A 15270-nucleotide genomic window follows, 5' to 3' on the forward strand; every position below is an offset into this window, starting at 1 on the left:
CCGGGGCTGAGTCACTTTCTTTGTCTTGCCAAAGAAAGTAACCAAGAAAGGCGNGCCCGAGATGGCGACCCCCTCCTTGAATTTGTGTAACCGGGCGGAGATGGGGAAAACTCGCTTCGGTCAGACAGTTCCCCATCTTTTTTCCGCCCGCTTACACAAATTCAAGGCGCCATCTAGGGCAGGAACGTCAACGGCCAAACCGTTGGTGTGCGTGCGCTGTCAGGCTCTTGATTGTTGCTGTGTTGCTGTGTTGCTGTGTTGCTGTGTTGCCGTGTTGCCGTTTGCTTCGCGCTTTGCCGCGTATTCGTTACTGCGTTTGTGCTGCGTCTTGCCGCGTACTCACTACAGCGTTGGCGCTCCGATGGTGTGGCCGTTGATGCCCTAGATGGCGCCTTGAATTTCTGTTGCAGGGAGGAAAAAGGAAGGGAAACTGTTTGAGCGAAGCGAGTTTTTCCCTTCCCCTCCCTGCGACATAAATTCAAGGAGTCTTTCGCCATCTCGGGCGCGCCTTTCTTTGCTTACTTTCTTTGGCAAGACAAAGAAAGTGAGTCAGCCCCGGCAGGGGATGAAACAGGGATGGACCACAAAAATCAAAACCCACCCCCAGAATCCCGCTCTCAGTACCCCGTAGGAGTCGGCGCACTCCCATCCTTCCCATAGTTCAGCCACGCATCCGAAAGCTGCGCATGCAATTCCTCATTGGAATTCACCGCCATGCCCAGATTGCGCAACATCCCGTCTTTTACGCCGTAGATCCAGCCATGCACGGTCAGTTGCTGCCCACGATCCCACGCGTCCTGCACGACCGTCGTCAGGCACACGTTGTTGACCTGGTGGATCACGTTCAACTCGCACAGGCGGTCGTGTCGCGATTGGTCATTGACCACCGTGCCGAGGTACGTCTCATGCTGTTCCGCCACATCCCGCACGTGACGAATCCAGTTGTCCGCCAGCCCGAACCGCTGCTTGGTCAGCGCGGCCTTCACGCCCGAGCAGCCGTAGTGGCCCACCACGGTGATGTGCCGAATCTTCAGCACTTCCACCGCAAACTGCAGCACCGACAGGCAGTTCAAGTCCGAGTGCACCACCACGTTGGCGATATTGCGGTGGACAAACACCTCACCCGGCGGCAGGCCGATGATCTGGTTGGCGGGCACGCGCGAATCCGAGCAGCCGATCCACAGGTATTCGGGGTTCTGCTGGTTCGCAAGCGCGGAGAAGAATTCCGGGTCTTCAGCGTTGACGCGCTCGACCCACTTCCGGTTGTTCTCAAAAAGTTCTTTGATGCGATGAGGCATGGTTTCCCGTCGTGTTGAGAGAGTTAGGCGGCGGCGCGCTGTAGCGTTGTTGTGACCTGTTCGGTAGGGTGTTCGGCTGCTGTCCCCTGTGCGCCGGTGCCGTATCGGTTGACGAAGCGTTCGCTTGCGTCATACGCGTAGAAATCGTGAATGTGTCCGGACAGGAGGCGGTCCTTGTAGGACTGCCACATGGCCGGATCGAAAAAGTCTGCGTGGTGCTTGAGGAAGGCCTCACGCACGCGTGGATCGCCCAGCAGGAACGTGCCGTACGTCTCCGGAAAGATGTCGTGCGGGCCGACGCTGTACCAGACCTCGCCCGACATTTCCTCTTCTTCGGTGCGCGCTTGCGGCACCTTGCGGACGTTGCAGTCGGTCAGGTATTCGATCTCGTCGTAGTCGTAGAAGACCACGCGGCCGTGGCGCGTCACGCCAAAGTTCTTGTAGAGCATGTCGCCCGGGAAGATGTTCGCGGCGATGAGTTCCTTGATGGCGTTGCCGTATTCGATGATGCCGTGCTCGACCTGCGCATCGGTGCCTTCGTGTAGCCAGATGTTCAGCGGCGTCATGCGGCGCTCGATGTAGAGGTGGCGGATGACGATTTCTTCGCTGCCGTCTTCGCCGCGCTGGTATTCGACCATCGAGGGGGCGTGCTTCTCCAGCTCCTTGATGAGCGCCTCATCAAAGCGCGACAGCGGGAAGGCCACGTCGGAGTACTCCAGCGTATCGGCCATGCGGCCCACGCGGTCGTGGCGCTTCACCAGCTGGTACTTGCTCTTGATCAGCTCGCGCGTGGTTTCCTTCGGCGGCGGGAAGTAGTCCTTGATGACCTTGAAGACGTACGGGTACGACGGCAGCGTGAACACCAGCATCACCAGCCCTTTGATGCCGGGCGCGATGATGAACTTGTCCGACGAGTGCTGCTGGTGGTGCAAAAAGTCGCGATAGAACAGGTTCTTGCCCTGCTTCTGCAGACCGAGCGAGGTGTAGATCTCGGCGCGCGGCTTGCGCGGCATCAGGTCACGCAGGAAGGTCACGTAGGCGGACGGAATTTCCATGTCCACCATGAAGTACGAATGCGTGAACGAGAACAGGATCATCAACTGTTCCGGGCGCAGCAGCACGGTGTCCAGGCGCAACTGGCCGTCGGCGTTGCGCATGATCGGCACGGCCAGCGGGTAGGACTTGTCGCCGTTGATCACGCGCCCAATGATGTAGGCCGACGTGTTGCGGAAGAACAGCGACGACAGCACGTGCACCTGGAAATTCGGCGAGATACGGAAATCGCCAAACTGCTCTTCCACTGCGCGCACCAGATAGCCGACGTCACGGCTCAGGTCTTCAAATGGTGCGTTGAGCTGGAAGTTGTGCACGATGCGCTCGAAGCAGGTGCCCAAGCCATCGCGCGAGCCGGGGTAGTAGGCGCGGTACGTCGGCTTGGTGGGCGACTCTTCGTTCTCGATGTATTCCGTCGAGATGGCCGGCCGCACGAAGATGAAATCGTTGTTGAAGTACGAGCGGTGCAGGATGCGCGTGCACACCGAGTTGAAGAAGGTCTCGGCCAGTTCCGGCTGGTGATGGTTGGTCAGCAAGCCGATGTAGTGCAGCTTGATCTGACGCCAGATCTCGTCGTCGATGTTCTCGGCGTCGTATTCGTCTTCCAGGATGACCGATGCTTCGCGCACGCGCTCGTCGTAGTAGGCGATCCGGTCGCGCTGCAGTTGCTGCATGGCCGGCCAGTCCCCCTGCTCGAACGCCACCTTGGCCTGGATGCAGACTTCGCGGAACAAGCGGTAGTGCTTGTCGAACCCGTCGAGCATCGTGCGGGCGACGTCGAAGGCAATCTGCGAGGACAGGAGCTTGGGGAAATGGGACATGGCGTGTGCGCGGGGGGAGGGCGGAAAAGCGATCAGAAAAGCAGCCAACCACGAAGACCTAGATTGTATGGCCTCTGCTGCCGTGTTCGCGCCCTGAAACCGTTCCGCCTCCTTATCCGTTTGGCCGATGGCTTCGTGCCACCCGCCTGTCCGCGACGACCGCCAGGCGCCCGCCTTACATCGTTTCTGCGTACAGCTCGCGCCCGATCAGCATGCGGCGGATTTCCGACGTGCCGGCGCCAATCTCGTACAGCTTGGCATCACGCCACAGGCGGCCGACCGGGAATTCGTTGATGTAGCCATTGCCGCCCAGGATCTGGATGGCTTCGCCGGCCATCCAGGTGGCCTTTTCGGCGGTATAGAGGATCACACCGGCGCAATCCTTGCGCACCTGGCGCACGTGGTCGCGGCCCAGTGAATCGAGGTTCTTGCCGACCGTGTACAGGTACGCACGGCACGCCTGCAGCGTGGTGTACATGTCGGCCATCTTGCCCTGGATGAGCTGGAATTCACCAATGCTCTGGCCGAACTGCTTGCGGTCGTGGATGTACGGCGTAACCACATCCATGCAGGCCTGCATGATGCCGATCGGGCCGCCGGAGAGCACCGCGCGCTCGTAGTCCAGCCCGCTCATCAGCACCTTGGTGCCGCCGTTTTCCTGGCCGAGGATGTTCTCCACCGGCACTTCCACGTTGTCGAACACCAGCTCGCCGGTGTGCGAGCCGCGCATGCCGAGCTTGTCCAGCTTCTGCGCCACCGAGAAGCCCTTCATGCCCTTTTCGACCAGGAACGCGGTCATGCCGCGTGCGCCCAGTTCGGGCTCGGTCTTGGCGTAGACGACCAGCACGTCGCAATCCGGGCCGTTGGTGATCCACATCTTGGTGCCGTTGAGCACGTAGCGGTCACCCTTGAGTTCGGCGCGCAGCTTCATGCTGACGACATCCGACCCGGCATTCGGCTCGCTCATGGCGAGGGCGCCCACCCATTCACCCGACACCAGCTTGGGCAAGTACTTGGCCTTCTGGGCTGCCGTGCCGTTGCGGTGGATCTGGTTGACGCACAGGTTCGAGTGCGCGCCATACGACAGGCCGACCGACGCCGACGCGCGGCTGATTTCTTCCATGGCGATCATGTGCGCCAGGTAGCCCATGTTGGCGCCGCCGTATTCCTCGGCCACGGTGATGCCGAGCACGCCCAGTTCACCCATCTTGCGCCACGCGTCCATCGGGAACTGGTCGGTGCGGTCGATCTCGCCTGCACGCGGTGCCAGCTCGCCCTGCGCCCAGTCGCGCACGGCTGAGCGCAGCATCTCGATGTCTTCGCCCAAGTCGAATTTCAGGCCGGGCAGTTCAATCATGGTGGGTCTCCTTGGGCGCGTGCACGGAAATCAGGCCGCGCGTGTCTCTGGGTAAATGTTCTGGCGTTGTGAAGTGCGTGTCGCTTGTGGCGGGCGCACCGGTGCCGGGAGGGTGCTACAGGGTGTTGCGTATTGTATTGACGTTTACGTAAACGTCAATAAGCGTCAACCACGTAAGACTGCGGAATCAGGCTGCCTTGCGTCGCTTCGGCGGTTTGGCCGTGCCTGCCTGGGCGTCTTCCAGCAGGCGGCGGCACTGGCGCTCGTGCTGGTCGATCTCGGCCAACTGGGCGTTCAGGTCGTCCATCTGCTGCGTGAGCACGGCGCGGTGCTGCGCGAGTGACGCCAGAAAGCGCTCCAGCTGCGGCACCGTATCGCGCGGCGATTCGTACAGATCCAGGATCTCCTTGATCTCGCCCAGCGACAGCCCGAGCCGCTTGCCGCGCAAGGTCAGCTTCAGGCGCGTGCGCTCGCCGGCGGAATACACACGGCGGCGCCCACCCGGGCCCTGACGATCCGGCGCCAGCAGGCCCTGGTCTTCGTAGAAGCGGATGGCGCGCGGGGTGATGTCGAATTCGCGGGCGAGGTCGGTGATGGTGTAGCTGACATCGTCATGTTCGCAGCTCTCGCCGGATTCGAGATCAGCGGCAAGCTCAGCGGCGGCAGACGGGGTGGAAGCAGACATACGGCGGGTGATCCTGTGATGGCGGGTGCGCATCGGGCAGCCAATTTAAGTTTTCGCTTAAGATGGGAGACCGGCGACGAATTGACGTTTACGTTAGCGTCAATGGCGTCAAACCGCAATGCATGAAGACTGCCTTCCGAAGGCGGCACTTGAGACCACACCCATGAACGCGCTCGAACACCAACTCGACTATCCCTTTGGCGACACGCTTCCCGAAGGCGGCACGCGGTTTGAAGTCGCCCCCGGCATCTACTGGCTGCGCATGCCGCTGCCGTTTGCGCTCGATCACATCAACCTCTGGCTGCTGCGCGATCACCAGGACGGGCAGGACGGCTGGACCATCGTCGACTGCGGCATCAACCACGAAGCCATTCGCGGGTACTGGGAAACCATCTTCGCGAACCATCTCGACGGCCTGCCGGTGCTACGCGTGCTGGTGACGCATTGCCACCCCGATCACGTTGGCCTTTCCAACTGGCTGTGCGAGGGCGGCGATCAGAAACGCTGGAACGTGCGCCTGTGGATGAGTCTGGGCGACTATGCGTTCGCGCGCATGTTGGTGGGCGGTACGGGCGCCTCGAACGCCGGCGGCGAATTTGCCGCGCGCCACTTCGAGCGCCACGGCCTGACGGACCCCACCTCTATCGACGGCATCCGCAACCGCAAGGATTACTACAGCACGCTGGTGCCGGGCGTCCCCGGTCAGTACCGCCGCCTGATGGACGGCAACGTCGTCACCATCGGCCAGCATAAGTGGCGTGTCATCACCGGCTTCGGCCATGCGCCCGAGCATGTCGCGCTCTACAGTGAAGATGCCAACGTGCTGATTTCCGGTGACATGGTGCTGCCGCGCATCTCCACCAACGTGAGCGTGTTCGACCTGGAACCCGAGGCTGATCCGCTAACGCTGTATCTGGATTCACTCGGCAAGTACGAGCCGCTGCCGGCCGATGTGCTGATCCTGCCGTCGCACGGGCGGCCGTTCCGCGGGCTGCATACGCGCATCCGCCAACTCCGGGATCACCACGTCGACCGTCTGGCCGAAACGCTGGCCGCGTGCAAGGCCGCGCCGCAGTCCGCGCGTGACATCGTCAACGTCATCTTCAAACGCCAGTTCGATGTGCACCAGATGACGTTTGCGATGGGCGAGGCGCTGGCACACCTGCACGCCCTGTGGCATCGGGGCGAGTTGGTGCGCGAGACCGGCACCGATGGCATCATCCGCTTTCACGTAGCAACCTAAAGCGCATTCCACCGGAGCCCAGCATGGCCGACCAGCACGACGTTCTTGATGACAGCGCCGCCGTTCTGCCGTTTCCCGCCAACACGCCCGTGGCGCCGTACTACGCGGTGATCTTCTCGTCCACGCGCACCGATGGCGACAACGGCTATGGCGCGATGGCCGATCGCATGGTCGAGCTGGCGCGGGATATGCCGGGCTTCCTGGGCATCGAGTCCGTGCGCGATGAAGGGGCAACGGAGCAGGGGCGGCCTGGCATCACCGTGTCGTACTGGTCGTCGCTGGAGGCCATTCGCGAGTGGAAGAATCAGGTCGAGCACCTGACCGCGCAGAAGATGGGGCGTGAGCAGTGGTATGCGACGTATCACCTGCGGATTGCCAAGGTGGAGTACGACTACAACTTCCTGCGCTAGCACTTGGCACTTGACCCACCACCAACGAAAAACCCGCCTGCTGGCGGGTTTTGTTTTGGGCGGTTGCTGCGCTACAGGCGCAATGTCTTTCCGAACTGCGCCAGATACCGCACGCCTTCAATGGCCTTGCTGCCGTACCACGACACCATCTCGCCATCGACCAGGTAGACCGGCTTGCCGATCTGCTTTTCCAGCGCGTCGACGTGCTCTTCGGTAAAGCTGTAGGGCTCGGTGGAAAGCAGCACGCAGTCGATGTTGCGCACCACCTCGTCGCTCCAGCGGAAGGTGGGATAGCGCGTGTCGGGGCGGTTGGGGCGGGCACAGTCACTGCTCTTCTCTGTGCCGCATTGCACGGGCGCCGGGTCGTCTGGCCACGTGTGGCAATTGATGAGCTTGAGCATGCGCGAGATGTACGTGTCGCGCGACACCGTCATCCACGGGTCTTGCCAGATGGCGTACAGCACGCGGTGCGGCAGGAAGTGGCGGCCGCGCAGGGCTTCCAGCTCTTGCGTGAGCGTGTCCGACAGCTTCTGCGCCTGCGCCTCGCGACGGAAGATGCCGCCCAGCAACTGGTATAGCGCGAGGTTGTCTTCCGGCGCGCACGGGTGCGTGACGATGATGTTGGGGATGAACTCGCGCAGCTTGTCGACGGTCGGGCGCGTGTTCTCGTCAATGTTGACGATGACGTGCGTGGGTGCCAGCTCGCGCAACTTGTCGAGCTTGACCGTTTTGGTGCCGCCCACCTTGGGCACGTTGCGCACCGCCTCGCGCGGGTGAATGCAAAAGCCGGTGCGGGCGACAAGCTGATCGCCCAGGTCGAGCGAGAACAGCAGGTCGGTAATGGACGGCACCAGGCTTGCGATGCGCGGTGTGGTATCGACGGGGGCGTGGGCAACGCCTAGCGCATCGGTAAACATCATCAGGCGTTCTCTGGTTTGCGGGGCTTGCGCGGCGCGCGCGCAAAGGCAAAGTCATACAGCCAGCGCGGCAGCACGTGCAGCAGCTTGGCCACGATCCCCATCTGCCACGGCAGCACGGTAAAGCGCACGCCACGGTGGATCGCCTCCACGGCTTTCTGTGCGAATACGTCCACCGGCGTCAGGAATGGCATCGGATACGGATTGTGCGCGGTCATCGGTGTGCGGATGTAGCCGGGGGCGATGGTGACGACGCGCAGACCGCGCGGGCCGAACTCGACGCGCAGGCTTTCCATCAGCTTGATCACCGCCGATTTGGACGCGCTGTACGCCGCTGCACCCGGCAGCCCGCGCACGCCTGCCACGCTGGCAATGCCGACCAGCGTGCCACCCGGTACGCCTGGCTTGGCCCGCGCCAGCATCGGTTGGACGAAGGGTTGGAAGGTGTTGAGCGTGCCCATCCAGTTGGTGTCCATCACGCGGGCAAACGCTGCCAGATCGCCCGGTTCGCTCAGGTCGGTGCCCTCTGAAATGCCGGCGTTGGCGATGACCACGTCAGGCACACCGGCCGCCGCGATGAAGGCTTCAGCGGTGGCACGCATCGACTCGGCGCTGCACACGTCGGCGGCGTAGCAATGCGCGCGGATGCCGGCCGGCAGCGTTTGCACGAAGTCGTTGATCACGTCGACGCGCCGTGCGACCAGCCCGAGCGTGGCGCCCTGGGCGGCGTACTGCCGTGCGAGTGCCTGGCCGATGCCGCTAGAAGCGCCGGTGATGAAGACGATTTGACTCATGTCGGGTGTCCTGTCGAAGAAGGGCAGGGAAGGTCGGCACGAAAAACGCCCGCACGGAGGCGGGCGTTGGTGGTGGTATCCCGCCCCGGGGCGAGGCCCCAGGCGCGGTCATCCATCAAAGTTTGCGGTCGCGCACTTGCTGGACGAGGTAGTCGAGCGTCTGCGCAGCGCCCACGTTGCTGCCAGCATCGGCCGGCGACGTGGTGTACTTGCCTTGCACCACGATGGTCGGCACACCTTCGATCTTGTACTGATCGGCCAGCTGTGCGGCGCGTTTGGTATTGGAGTTCACGCTGAACGAGTTGTAGGCGTCGCGGAACTGCTTTTCGTCGACGCCGTTGGCGGCCATGAACTTGGCAATGTCGTCCAGCTCCGACATCGAGCGGTAGTTCTTGTGCAGTTGGTCAAACACGCGGTCGTGCAGCGTGCGGCCGCTGGCATCCTTGGCGTCCAGCTTGCCCAGCGCCTCCAGCGTGTAATAGATGCGGGTATGCGGTTCCAGCTTGGCGTTGAAGGCCACCGGCACGCGCTTGATCACCACATCCTTGCCTTGCTTGGCCACCCAGGCCGTCCAGGTGTTTTCAAAGTCGTAGCAATGGGGGCAGCCGTACCAGAAAAACTCCGTGACTTCGATCTTGCCTGCGGGCACGGGCTGCGGCGATTGCAGCACTTTGTATTCCTTGCCGGCGGTGGGCGCGGCTTGGGCCGGCGCGGTCATCAGGAAACCGGCGCCGGTAGCGAGGGCGATCAGGAAAGCAGCGAGTTTTTTCATGGCGAATGGACGAAATAGGCGGGAAAGCCAGGGAAACCGAATCTGTGCAGCCCAAGGCGGGTGCCAGCGTAACTGAATCTCAGGTTTCTGACAGATCACAGCCCGCCGGGTTCAAGCGGGCTGCGTGTTTTCATGTCACTGCTGGCGGGCGAAGCGGATAACCGACGATTCCACGCCCGACGCCTGCAGGCGGCTGCGCACGGCGGTCATCTCGTCCAGCGAGTTGTACGGGCCCATTCGCACGCGGAACATGGTAGCGCCGTTCACTTCACGCTGCGTCACCTTGGCCTCGAAGCCCTGCATGGCAAGGTTGCCCTTCTGGCGCTCGGCATCATCGGCCGATTTGTAAGCGCCCACTTGCAGGAAATAGCCCGTCTTGGCTGCATCCTGGCGCGCGATCTCGGCAATCGGGTCCGCCACGGGTTTCTCGTTGGAGGCCGTTGCGGGCGGCGTGGGCTGGGTGGTCTGCTTGGGCGGGCGCGCGGCAGGCGTGCTGGCCGGCTGCGTGGTCGTGCCAGGTTCGGTCGGGCGGGTGGTAGTAGCTACCGGCGGCGGGGCGTTCGGCTCCGGCACCTGGTCCACCGGCTTGGCCGGCACGCGGCTCCACAGTGGGGCGTTCGGATCGGCGGCCGGGGCGCTGGCCTGCGGTGCGGCCGGCGCGGGCGCGGGCAACGGGTTGACCACAGTGCCAGGCTCGCTCGGCTTGGGCTGCGCGCCGTTGCGCGACACGAACGGCACCGGCGCCTTGGTGATGTACACCGCCACCACCACGGCGATCGCCAAACCGACGATCAGGCCAAGCACCAGACCCAGAAACGTGCCGCCCCGTTGCGAGCGGGCACGGGAAGATTGCGTATTGCGTGCCATGTCCATCCTTCTAGAAGCGCCCGATTATAAGAGCGCCGAGTGTCGTCACTGCGGTCGTCGCTGCGGGCTTTACATCTTTTGAGGCGCGGAGACGCCGATCACCGCCAGCCCGTTGCGCAGCACTTGGCGCGTGGCGGCCAGCAGTGCGAGGCGCGCGCGCTTGACCGTCTCGTCGTCGACCAGCACGCGGTCAGCGTTGTAGAACGCGTGGAAGTCGCCCGCCAAGTCGCGCAGGTAGAAGGCCACGGCGTGCGGGGCCAGCTCGCGTGCGGCATCGGCCAGCATGTCGGGGAAGGCCGCGAGGCGCTGCACCAGGGCGGTTGCCTGGGGGCTGACGTCCGGGCCGGTCACCGCCGCCAGATCGGCGCTGGTGAGCGAGGCGGCATCAACGCCAGCGCGCTCGAACACCGAGCAGATGCGTGCGTGGGCGTACTGCACGTAGTACACCGGGTTCTCGTCGTTCTGCTTGAGGGCGAGGTCCACGTCGAACACGAACTCGGTATCGGCCTTGCGCGACAGCAGGAAGAAGCGCACGGCGTCACGGCCGCGCGTGAAGTGCGACGGCCAGTTCGGCTCGCCGGCTTCTACGCAAGCACGGATGGTGTCGACGCCGGATTCGGCATCGCCGTTGGACCATTCGATCAGGTCGCGCACGGTCACGTACGAACCGGCGCGCTTGGAGATCTTCACCTCCGCGCCGTCCTTCATCACGGTGACCATCTTGTGCAGGACGTAGTCGGGGTAGCCCTTGGGGATGCCGATGTTCAGGCCCTGCAGGCCGGCGCGCACGCGGGCGATGGTGCCGTGGTGGTCGCTGCCCTGCACGTTGATGACCTGCGTGAAGCCGCGACCCCACTTGGTGGTGTGGTATGCCACGTCGGGCACGAAGTAGGTGTAGGCGCCGTCGGACTTGCGCATGACGCGGTCCTTGTCGTCGCCGTCATCGGTCGTGCGCAGCCACAGCGCGCCTTCCTGCTCGTAGGTCTTGCCGGCGGCGATGAGCGCGTCGACGGTCTGCTGCACCTTGCCCTCGGTGTAGAGGGACGATTCCAGGTAGTAGCGGTCGAACTTCACGCCAAAGGCCTGCAGGTCGATGTCCTGCTCGTTGCGCAGGTACGTGACGGCAAAGCGGCGGATGGCCTCGATGTTATCCACGTCGCCGGCGCCCGTCACGGGTTCGCCATCGGAGGCACGTACGGTCTTGCCGGCGAGGTAATCGGCGGCGATGTCGGCAATGTAGTCGCCGTTGTAGGCGGCTTCGGGCCAGTTGGCGTCGCCCGGCTTGAAGCCGCGTGCGCGAGCCTGGACGGAGACGGCCAGGTTGTGGATCTGCACACCGGCGTCGTTGTAGTAGAACTCGCGGTGGACCTTGTGGCCCTGCCAGTCGAGCAGGCTCGCCAGCGCATCGCCCAGCGCGGCCTGGCGGCCGTGGCCGACGTGCAGCGGGCCGGTCGGGTTGGCGGAGACGAATTCCACCAGCACCGGCGCGCCGTCATGCGTGTTGGCCGCGCCAAACCGGTCGCCCTCGGCAAACACAGCGGCAATCACGTCGGCACGCGCGGCGGCCGACAGGCGCAGGTTGATGAAGCCGGGGCCGGCGATTTCCACGGCGGAAACCAGGCGCTGGCCGCGCGCATCGGCGCGGATGGCGTCAGCAATGCTGCCAGCGAGTTCGCGCGGGTTCTTGCCCAGCGGCTTGGCCAGTTGCAGCGCCACGTTACACGCGATGTCGCCGTGCGCGGCTTGCTTGGGGCGCTCCAGGACGATCTCCGGTCGGGCCTGGCCTTCGGGCAGCAGCGAGCCGACGGCGTCGGACAACAATTGGGCGATCGTCTGTTTGTGGGAGGGCAGCATAAAGAAACCATGACGCCGACAGTGCTGAAACCGGTTGAAATCCAGTTTCGGCGCCGCCAGTTGCGTTGTTCGGGGAAAAGTACGAAATTTTATCAGGTGCGCCACGGTCCTAGAGGTATCCGGTCCGCCCCGTGGCAATCTGCGGCTCCACCCAACTCAGGGAAACCACGAAATCATGATCACCTTTACTTCGCACGCTTCGCAAAAGTTTTCCATGCAGAAGGATCTCGCCATGGTGCTGCTGGGCGTGATCGGCAAGACGCTGGGCGAGCGCGGCGTCATCACGCCCGAAGAGATGCCCCACGCCATCGACCGCCTCAAGCGCGCCATCAAGGACGATACGCATCAGGCGCATATCCATGTGGCCGAACTGACCGCCAAGGATGACGAAGACGGCGAGGAAGAGCCGCCGCACCTCGGTCAGCGTGCGTACCCGCTGCTGCACATGCTGGAGGAATCGCTGGCCGAAGAGGCCAATGTGCTCTGGGGCGTCTGAGCTTCGCCCAAAGAAAAGCCCGGCCGCCAAACGGGTTGGTCCGGGCATCTGGCCACGGGGGCCGGTAGCGGGGATGCTGAAGGTGGGGCCGGCGCCTGCCGGTCCCCGCGCCTCCGTAAAGTGTCTGCAGGTTCCTTGTCGAGAGCCGGGTTGGCTCTGCGGCCCGTCGCAAGCGATCTGGCTATTCCGCTTCTGCGCGACGGCTGCCGCCGCCTGCCAGTGCGACGACCAGGCCGATGGCCGCACCGATCGCCACCGCTACCCCAATCGACTTGAATGGCGCCGCGCTGATGGTTTCCTGCGTGCGGCCGAGCGCCCAGTCCATCCGTTCACGTGCCTGATGCGCGCGATCATTGGCGGTATGGCGCAATGCGTCGGCACGCGCCCGCAGTGTGCGGCGGGCGCGACTAGCCTCGGCACTGCCCTCATCCGCGAGGGCTTCGATCGCGTCTTCAAGCGAGTGCAGCAGGCTCTGTACATCTTCCACGGCAGGACGCGCGGCATGGCGAGCGTGATTGACGGCCGCGCTGGTGCCGTTGAGTGCGCGGCGCGCGTGCTCGCTAACGTCTTCGAATCGGTTGCGAATGCGTTGGCTGGCAAAGAGAGACATGGCGAAGCTCCTCGTCGTGGCGCCGCGGCAAGCACGTACCGGCGGCGCAGTGGGTCAGTTGCGATTTCGGCTCCTGCGCATCATGAAAAGGCGGGCCGTCTGCCATGTGAGCTAGCAAGACGTGGGCCGTGCCTTCTCGTCTGCGCAGCCGGTGCTAATCAACCGCCTTGAAGATCGTGACGCCAAGCACCAGGAACAGCACGAACAGCACGACAAAGATGAAGAACAGGATCTTGGCGATGCTCGCCGCGCCCGCGGCAATGCCGGTAAAACCCAGTACGCCGGCCACCACAGAAACGATGGCGAAAATGAGTGCCCACTTCAGCATGTTGTTGCCTCCGGATAGGGGGGTGGAATGTGGTGTATCGCAGAGAGGATGTGTCTTGTGCTGCATTGCGCCAGGACCAGGCTCCCTGTTGGCGTATTCCCAAGCACACCGCGTGCCTGGGCGGGTGCGTCCTAGGTGTCGCCCGGCTCGCCCACGGGGTATCATGGGCATTGCCATAAAAAAACACACGCAACGTGCGCCGCGTCGGGCGGCCGGATGCGTTTCATGCGTTCACATGGGTCTGCATGCCATGCGGTCATCCTTGCGCTCCACCCTGCTGCTCGCCGGCGGCATTCTGCTGACGCTGGGCGTGCTGATTGCCTCGGAGACGGGCAACATCCGCCTGAGCCAAGGGTATCGGCAGGTGATCCAGTCGCAGCAGGCAGAAACCGCCATCAACGAACTGCTCGCCGAACTCGTCAACGCCGAGGCCGGGCAGCGCGGCTTCCTGCTCACGGGCAAGGACGAATACCTCGACCCGTACAACAAGGCGATTCCGCACATCCACGCATTGATGGCGGAGATCCGCGATCACTACGCCAACGATCCAGAAGCACTCAAGCTGTTCTCGGAGACCGCGCTGCAGGTCAGCCGCAAGCTCACGGAGATGGAACTCACGCTGATCTACGGCAAGCGTGACTTGGAGGTGGCGCTCGACCTCGTGCGTACCGATTTCGGCAAGGCTTCGATGGAAGCCGTGCGTCAGGGCCTGGACCGGCTGCGCCAGCGCGAGATCGGCACCGTGGCCCGCAGCCTGGAGCACGCCGAGCGCGATCTGGCGCTCTCGCGTTACGGCATCGCGCTCATCACCGCAGTCAACATCATCTTGCTGGTGACGCTGGGCATGCAGCACGCCAAGCGTCTTGCCGCCACCGAGCAGGAGCGCGACCTGCTCGAAGAGGAAAGCCAGAAGCTCGACCGCATGGTGCGCGAACGCACGCGCCAGCTGTCCGACCTGGCCGCCCACTTGCAGCGCGTGACCGAAGACGAGAAGACGCGCCTTGCGCGCGAGTTGCACGACGAGCTGGGGGCCATCCTCACCGCCACCAAAATGGACTTGCACTGGCTGCGCTCACGCATCACGTCCATCGAGCCGGCCGTTGGTGAAAAAATTACGCGCGTGATGTCGCATGTGGACCAGGGCATCCAGATCAAACGTCGCCTGATTGAGGACCTGCGCCCGACCATCCTGCTCAACCTGGGTTTGGTTGAAGCGCTCTCGCAGTTGACCGAGGACGTTGGCGTGCGCAACGGCTGGCATACCGAGGTCAGCCTGCCTGATGAGATGCCCAAGCTCACCGACGATGCGGCGATCGCTCTGTATCGCATCGTGCAGGAGTCGCTGACCAACGCCTCGAAGTATGCGCATGCGACGACGGTGTCCGTGGCGCTCGATGCCAGCGAAGAGGGCGTGCGCCTGCGCGTGCGCGACAACGGCCGTGGCTTTCCGGCCGACATCGAACGCCGTCGCATGGTGGGCCATCACGGCCTGCTGGGCATGGAGCAGCGCGCCATTGCGCTGGGCGGCACGTTGACCATCGATTCGACGCCCGGCGGTGGTGTGACCATCATTGCCGAGTTGCCGCCCACTGACGCGGTGTTCTATCGCGAGGGCGTTAGCGACAGCGGGCCTGCTGGTCCGCACACACTGCCCGGTGGTGTGGCACCAGGCCCGGGCGAGGGCGGCGCGCTGGTCTGAAAAGTAGGGCAACAGAAAAGCAAAAGCCCCTTAACCAGGTTAAGGGGCTTTTTTCATGCGCGCCTT

Annotated in this window: 15 protein-coding genes; 4 read left to right on the top strand and 11 right to left on the bottom strand. The window is 63.6% G+C overall.

Translation table 11 applies throughout. The annotated features are described in order from the left end of the window. Positions 1 to 617 precede the first annotated feature (617 nt). From can to C404_RS49455, 4 genes are all read right to left on the bottom strand, one after another. Complete coding sequence (can, locus tag C404_RS49440; RefSeq protein WP_021196235.1) at positions 618 to 1298, bottom strand: carbonate dehydratase; 681 nt, start codon at positions 1296 to 1298, stop codon at positions 618 to 620. A gap of 23 nt (positions 1299 to 1321) precedes the next feature. Next, positions 1322 to 3172 (bottom strand): bifunctional isocitrate dehydrogenase kinase/phosphatase, encoded by a 1851-nt coding sequence (gene aceK / locus C404_RS49445; protein WP_021196236.1) that lies wholly within the window; start codon positions 3170 to 3172, stop codon positions 1322 to 1324. A 175-nt stretch (positions 3173 to 3347) separates the two neighbouring features. Then, positions 3348 to 4529: an isovaleryl-CoA dehydrogenase gene (locus C404_RS49450; RefSeq protein ID WP_021196237.1), complete on the bottom strand. Its 1182-nt coding sequence runs from the start codon at positions 4527 to 4529 to the stop codon at positions 3348 to 3350. 187 nt (positions 4530 to 4716) lie between these two features. Beyond that, positions 4717 to 5214, bottom strand: coding sequence for a MerR family transcriptional regulator (locus C404_RS49455; protein ID WP_021196238.1), 498 nt, complete (start codon positions 5212 to 5214; stop codon positions 4717 to 4719). Positions 5215 to 5377: 163 nt separating this feature from the next. On the opposite strand from C404_RS49455, the gene C404_RS49460 reads away from it, so the two are divergent. Both C404_RS49460 and C404_RS49465 read left to right on the top strand, forming a co-directional pair. After that, entirely contained in the window at positions 5378 to 6457 is a 1080-nt protein-coding gene (locus C404_RS49460) for an MBL fold metallo-hydrolase (protein ID WP_021196239.1), read from the top strand. Between the two features lie 23 nt (positions 6458 to 6480). Next, positions 6481 to 6867, top strand: coding sequence for an antibiotic biosynthesis monooxygenase family protein (locus C404_RS49465; RefSeq protein WP_021196240.1), 387 nt, complete (start codon positions 6481 to 6483; stop codon positions 6865 to 6867). 71 nt (positions 6868 to 6938) lie between these two features. Here the strand turns inward: C404_RS49465 and C404_RS49470 are convergent, their stop codons facing one another. The 5 genes from C404_RS49470 to argS all read right to left on the bottom strand — a co-directional run bounded on the left by C404_RS49470 (position 6939) and on the right by argS (position 12071). Further along, positions 6939 to 7787: a helical backbone metal receptor gene (locus tag C404_RS49470; protein WP_021196241.1), complete on the bottom strand. Its 849-nt coding sequence runs from the start codon at positions 7785 to 7787 to the stop codon at positions 6939 to 6941. Then, positions 7787 to 8578: an SDR family oxidoreductase gene (locus C404_RS49475; protein WP_021196242.1), complete on the bottom strand. Its 792-nt coding sequence runs from the start codon at positions 8576 to 8578 to the stop codon at positions 7787 to 7789. The genes C404_RS49470 and C404_RS49475 overlap by 1 nt, the downstream gene beginning before the upstream one ends. A 115-nt stretch (positions 8579 to 8693) precedes the next feature. Continuing rightward, positions 8694 to 9350, bottom strand: coding sequence for a thiol:disulfide interchange protein DsbA/DsbL (locus C404_RS49480; RefSeq protein ID WP_021196243.1), 657 nt, complete (start codon positions 9348 to 9350; stop codon positions 8694 to 8696). 135 nt (positions 9351 to 9485) lie between these two features. Further along, the gene (locus C404_RS49485; protein ID WP_031329775.1) at positions 9486 to 10217 is read right to left on the bottom strand and encodes an SPOR domain-containing protein; all 732 of its coding nucleotides are present in this window, start codon (positions 10215 to 10217) and stop codon (positions 9486 to 9488) included. A gap of 69 nt (positions 10218 to 10286) precedes the next feature. After that, on the bottom strand, positions 10287 to 12071 hold the full coding sequence (argS, locus tag C404_RS49490; protein WP_021196245.1) for an arginine--tRNA ligase: 1785 nt from the start codon (positions 12069 to 12071) through the stop codon (positions 10287 to 10289). A gap of 175 nt (positions 12072 to 12246) precedes the next feature. Between argS and C404_RS49495 the strand changes: the two genes are divergently transcribed. Further along, positions 12247 to 12567: a DUF1840 domain-containing protein gene (locus C404_RS49495; protein WP_021196246.1), complete on the top strand. Its 321-nt coding sequence runs from the start codon at positions 12247 to 12249 to the stop codon at positions 12565 to 12567. A gap of 181 nt (positions 12568 to 12748) precedes the next feature. Here the strand turns inward: C404_RS49495 and C404_RS49500 are convergent, their stop codons facing one another. Both C404_RS49500 and C404_RS59525 read right to left on the bottom strand, forming a co-directional pair. Beyond that, entirely contained in the window at positions 12749 to 13177 is a 429-nt protein-coding gene (locus tag C404_RS49500) for a DUF883 family protein (protein WP_021196247.1), read from the bottom strand. Positions 13178 to 13331: 154 nt separating this feature from the next. Further along, on the bottom strand, positions 13332 to 13505 hold the full coding sequence (locus tag C404_RS59525; RefSeq protein ID WP_021196248.1) for a DUF1328 family protein: 174 nt from the start codon (positions 13503 to 13505) through the stop codon (positions 13332 to 13334). 250 nt (positions 13506 to 13755) lie between these two features. Here C404_RS59525 and C404_RS49510 point away from each other — a divergent pair, with 250 nt between their 5' ends. Beyond that, positions 13756 to 15204, top strand: a complete 1449-nt coding sequence (locus tag C404_RS49510; RefSeq protein ID WP_031329777.1) for a sensor histidine kinase — start codon at positions 13756 to 13758, stop codon at positions 15202 to 15204. The last annotated feature ends 66 nt before the right edge of the window (positions 15205 to 15270 follow it).

The sequence above is a fragment of the Ralstonia sp. AU12-08 genome (assembly GCF_000442475.1).
GTDB classification, from domain to species: Bacteria; Pseudomonadota; Gammaproteobacteria; order Burkholderiales; family Burkholderiaceae; genus Ralstonia; species Ralstonia insidiosa.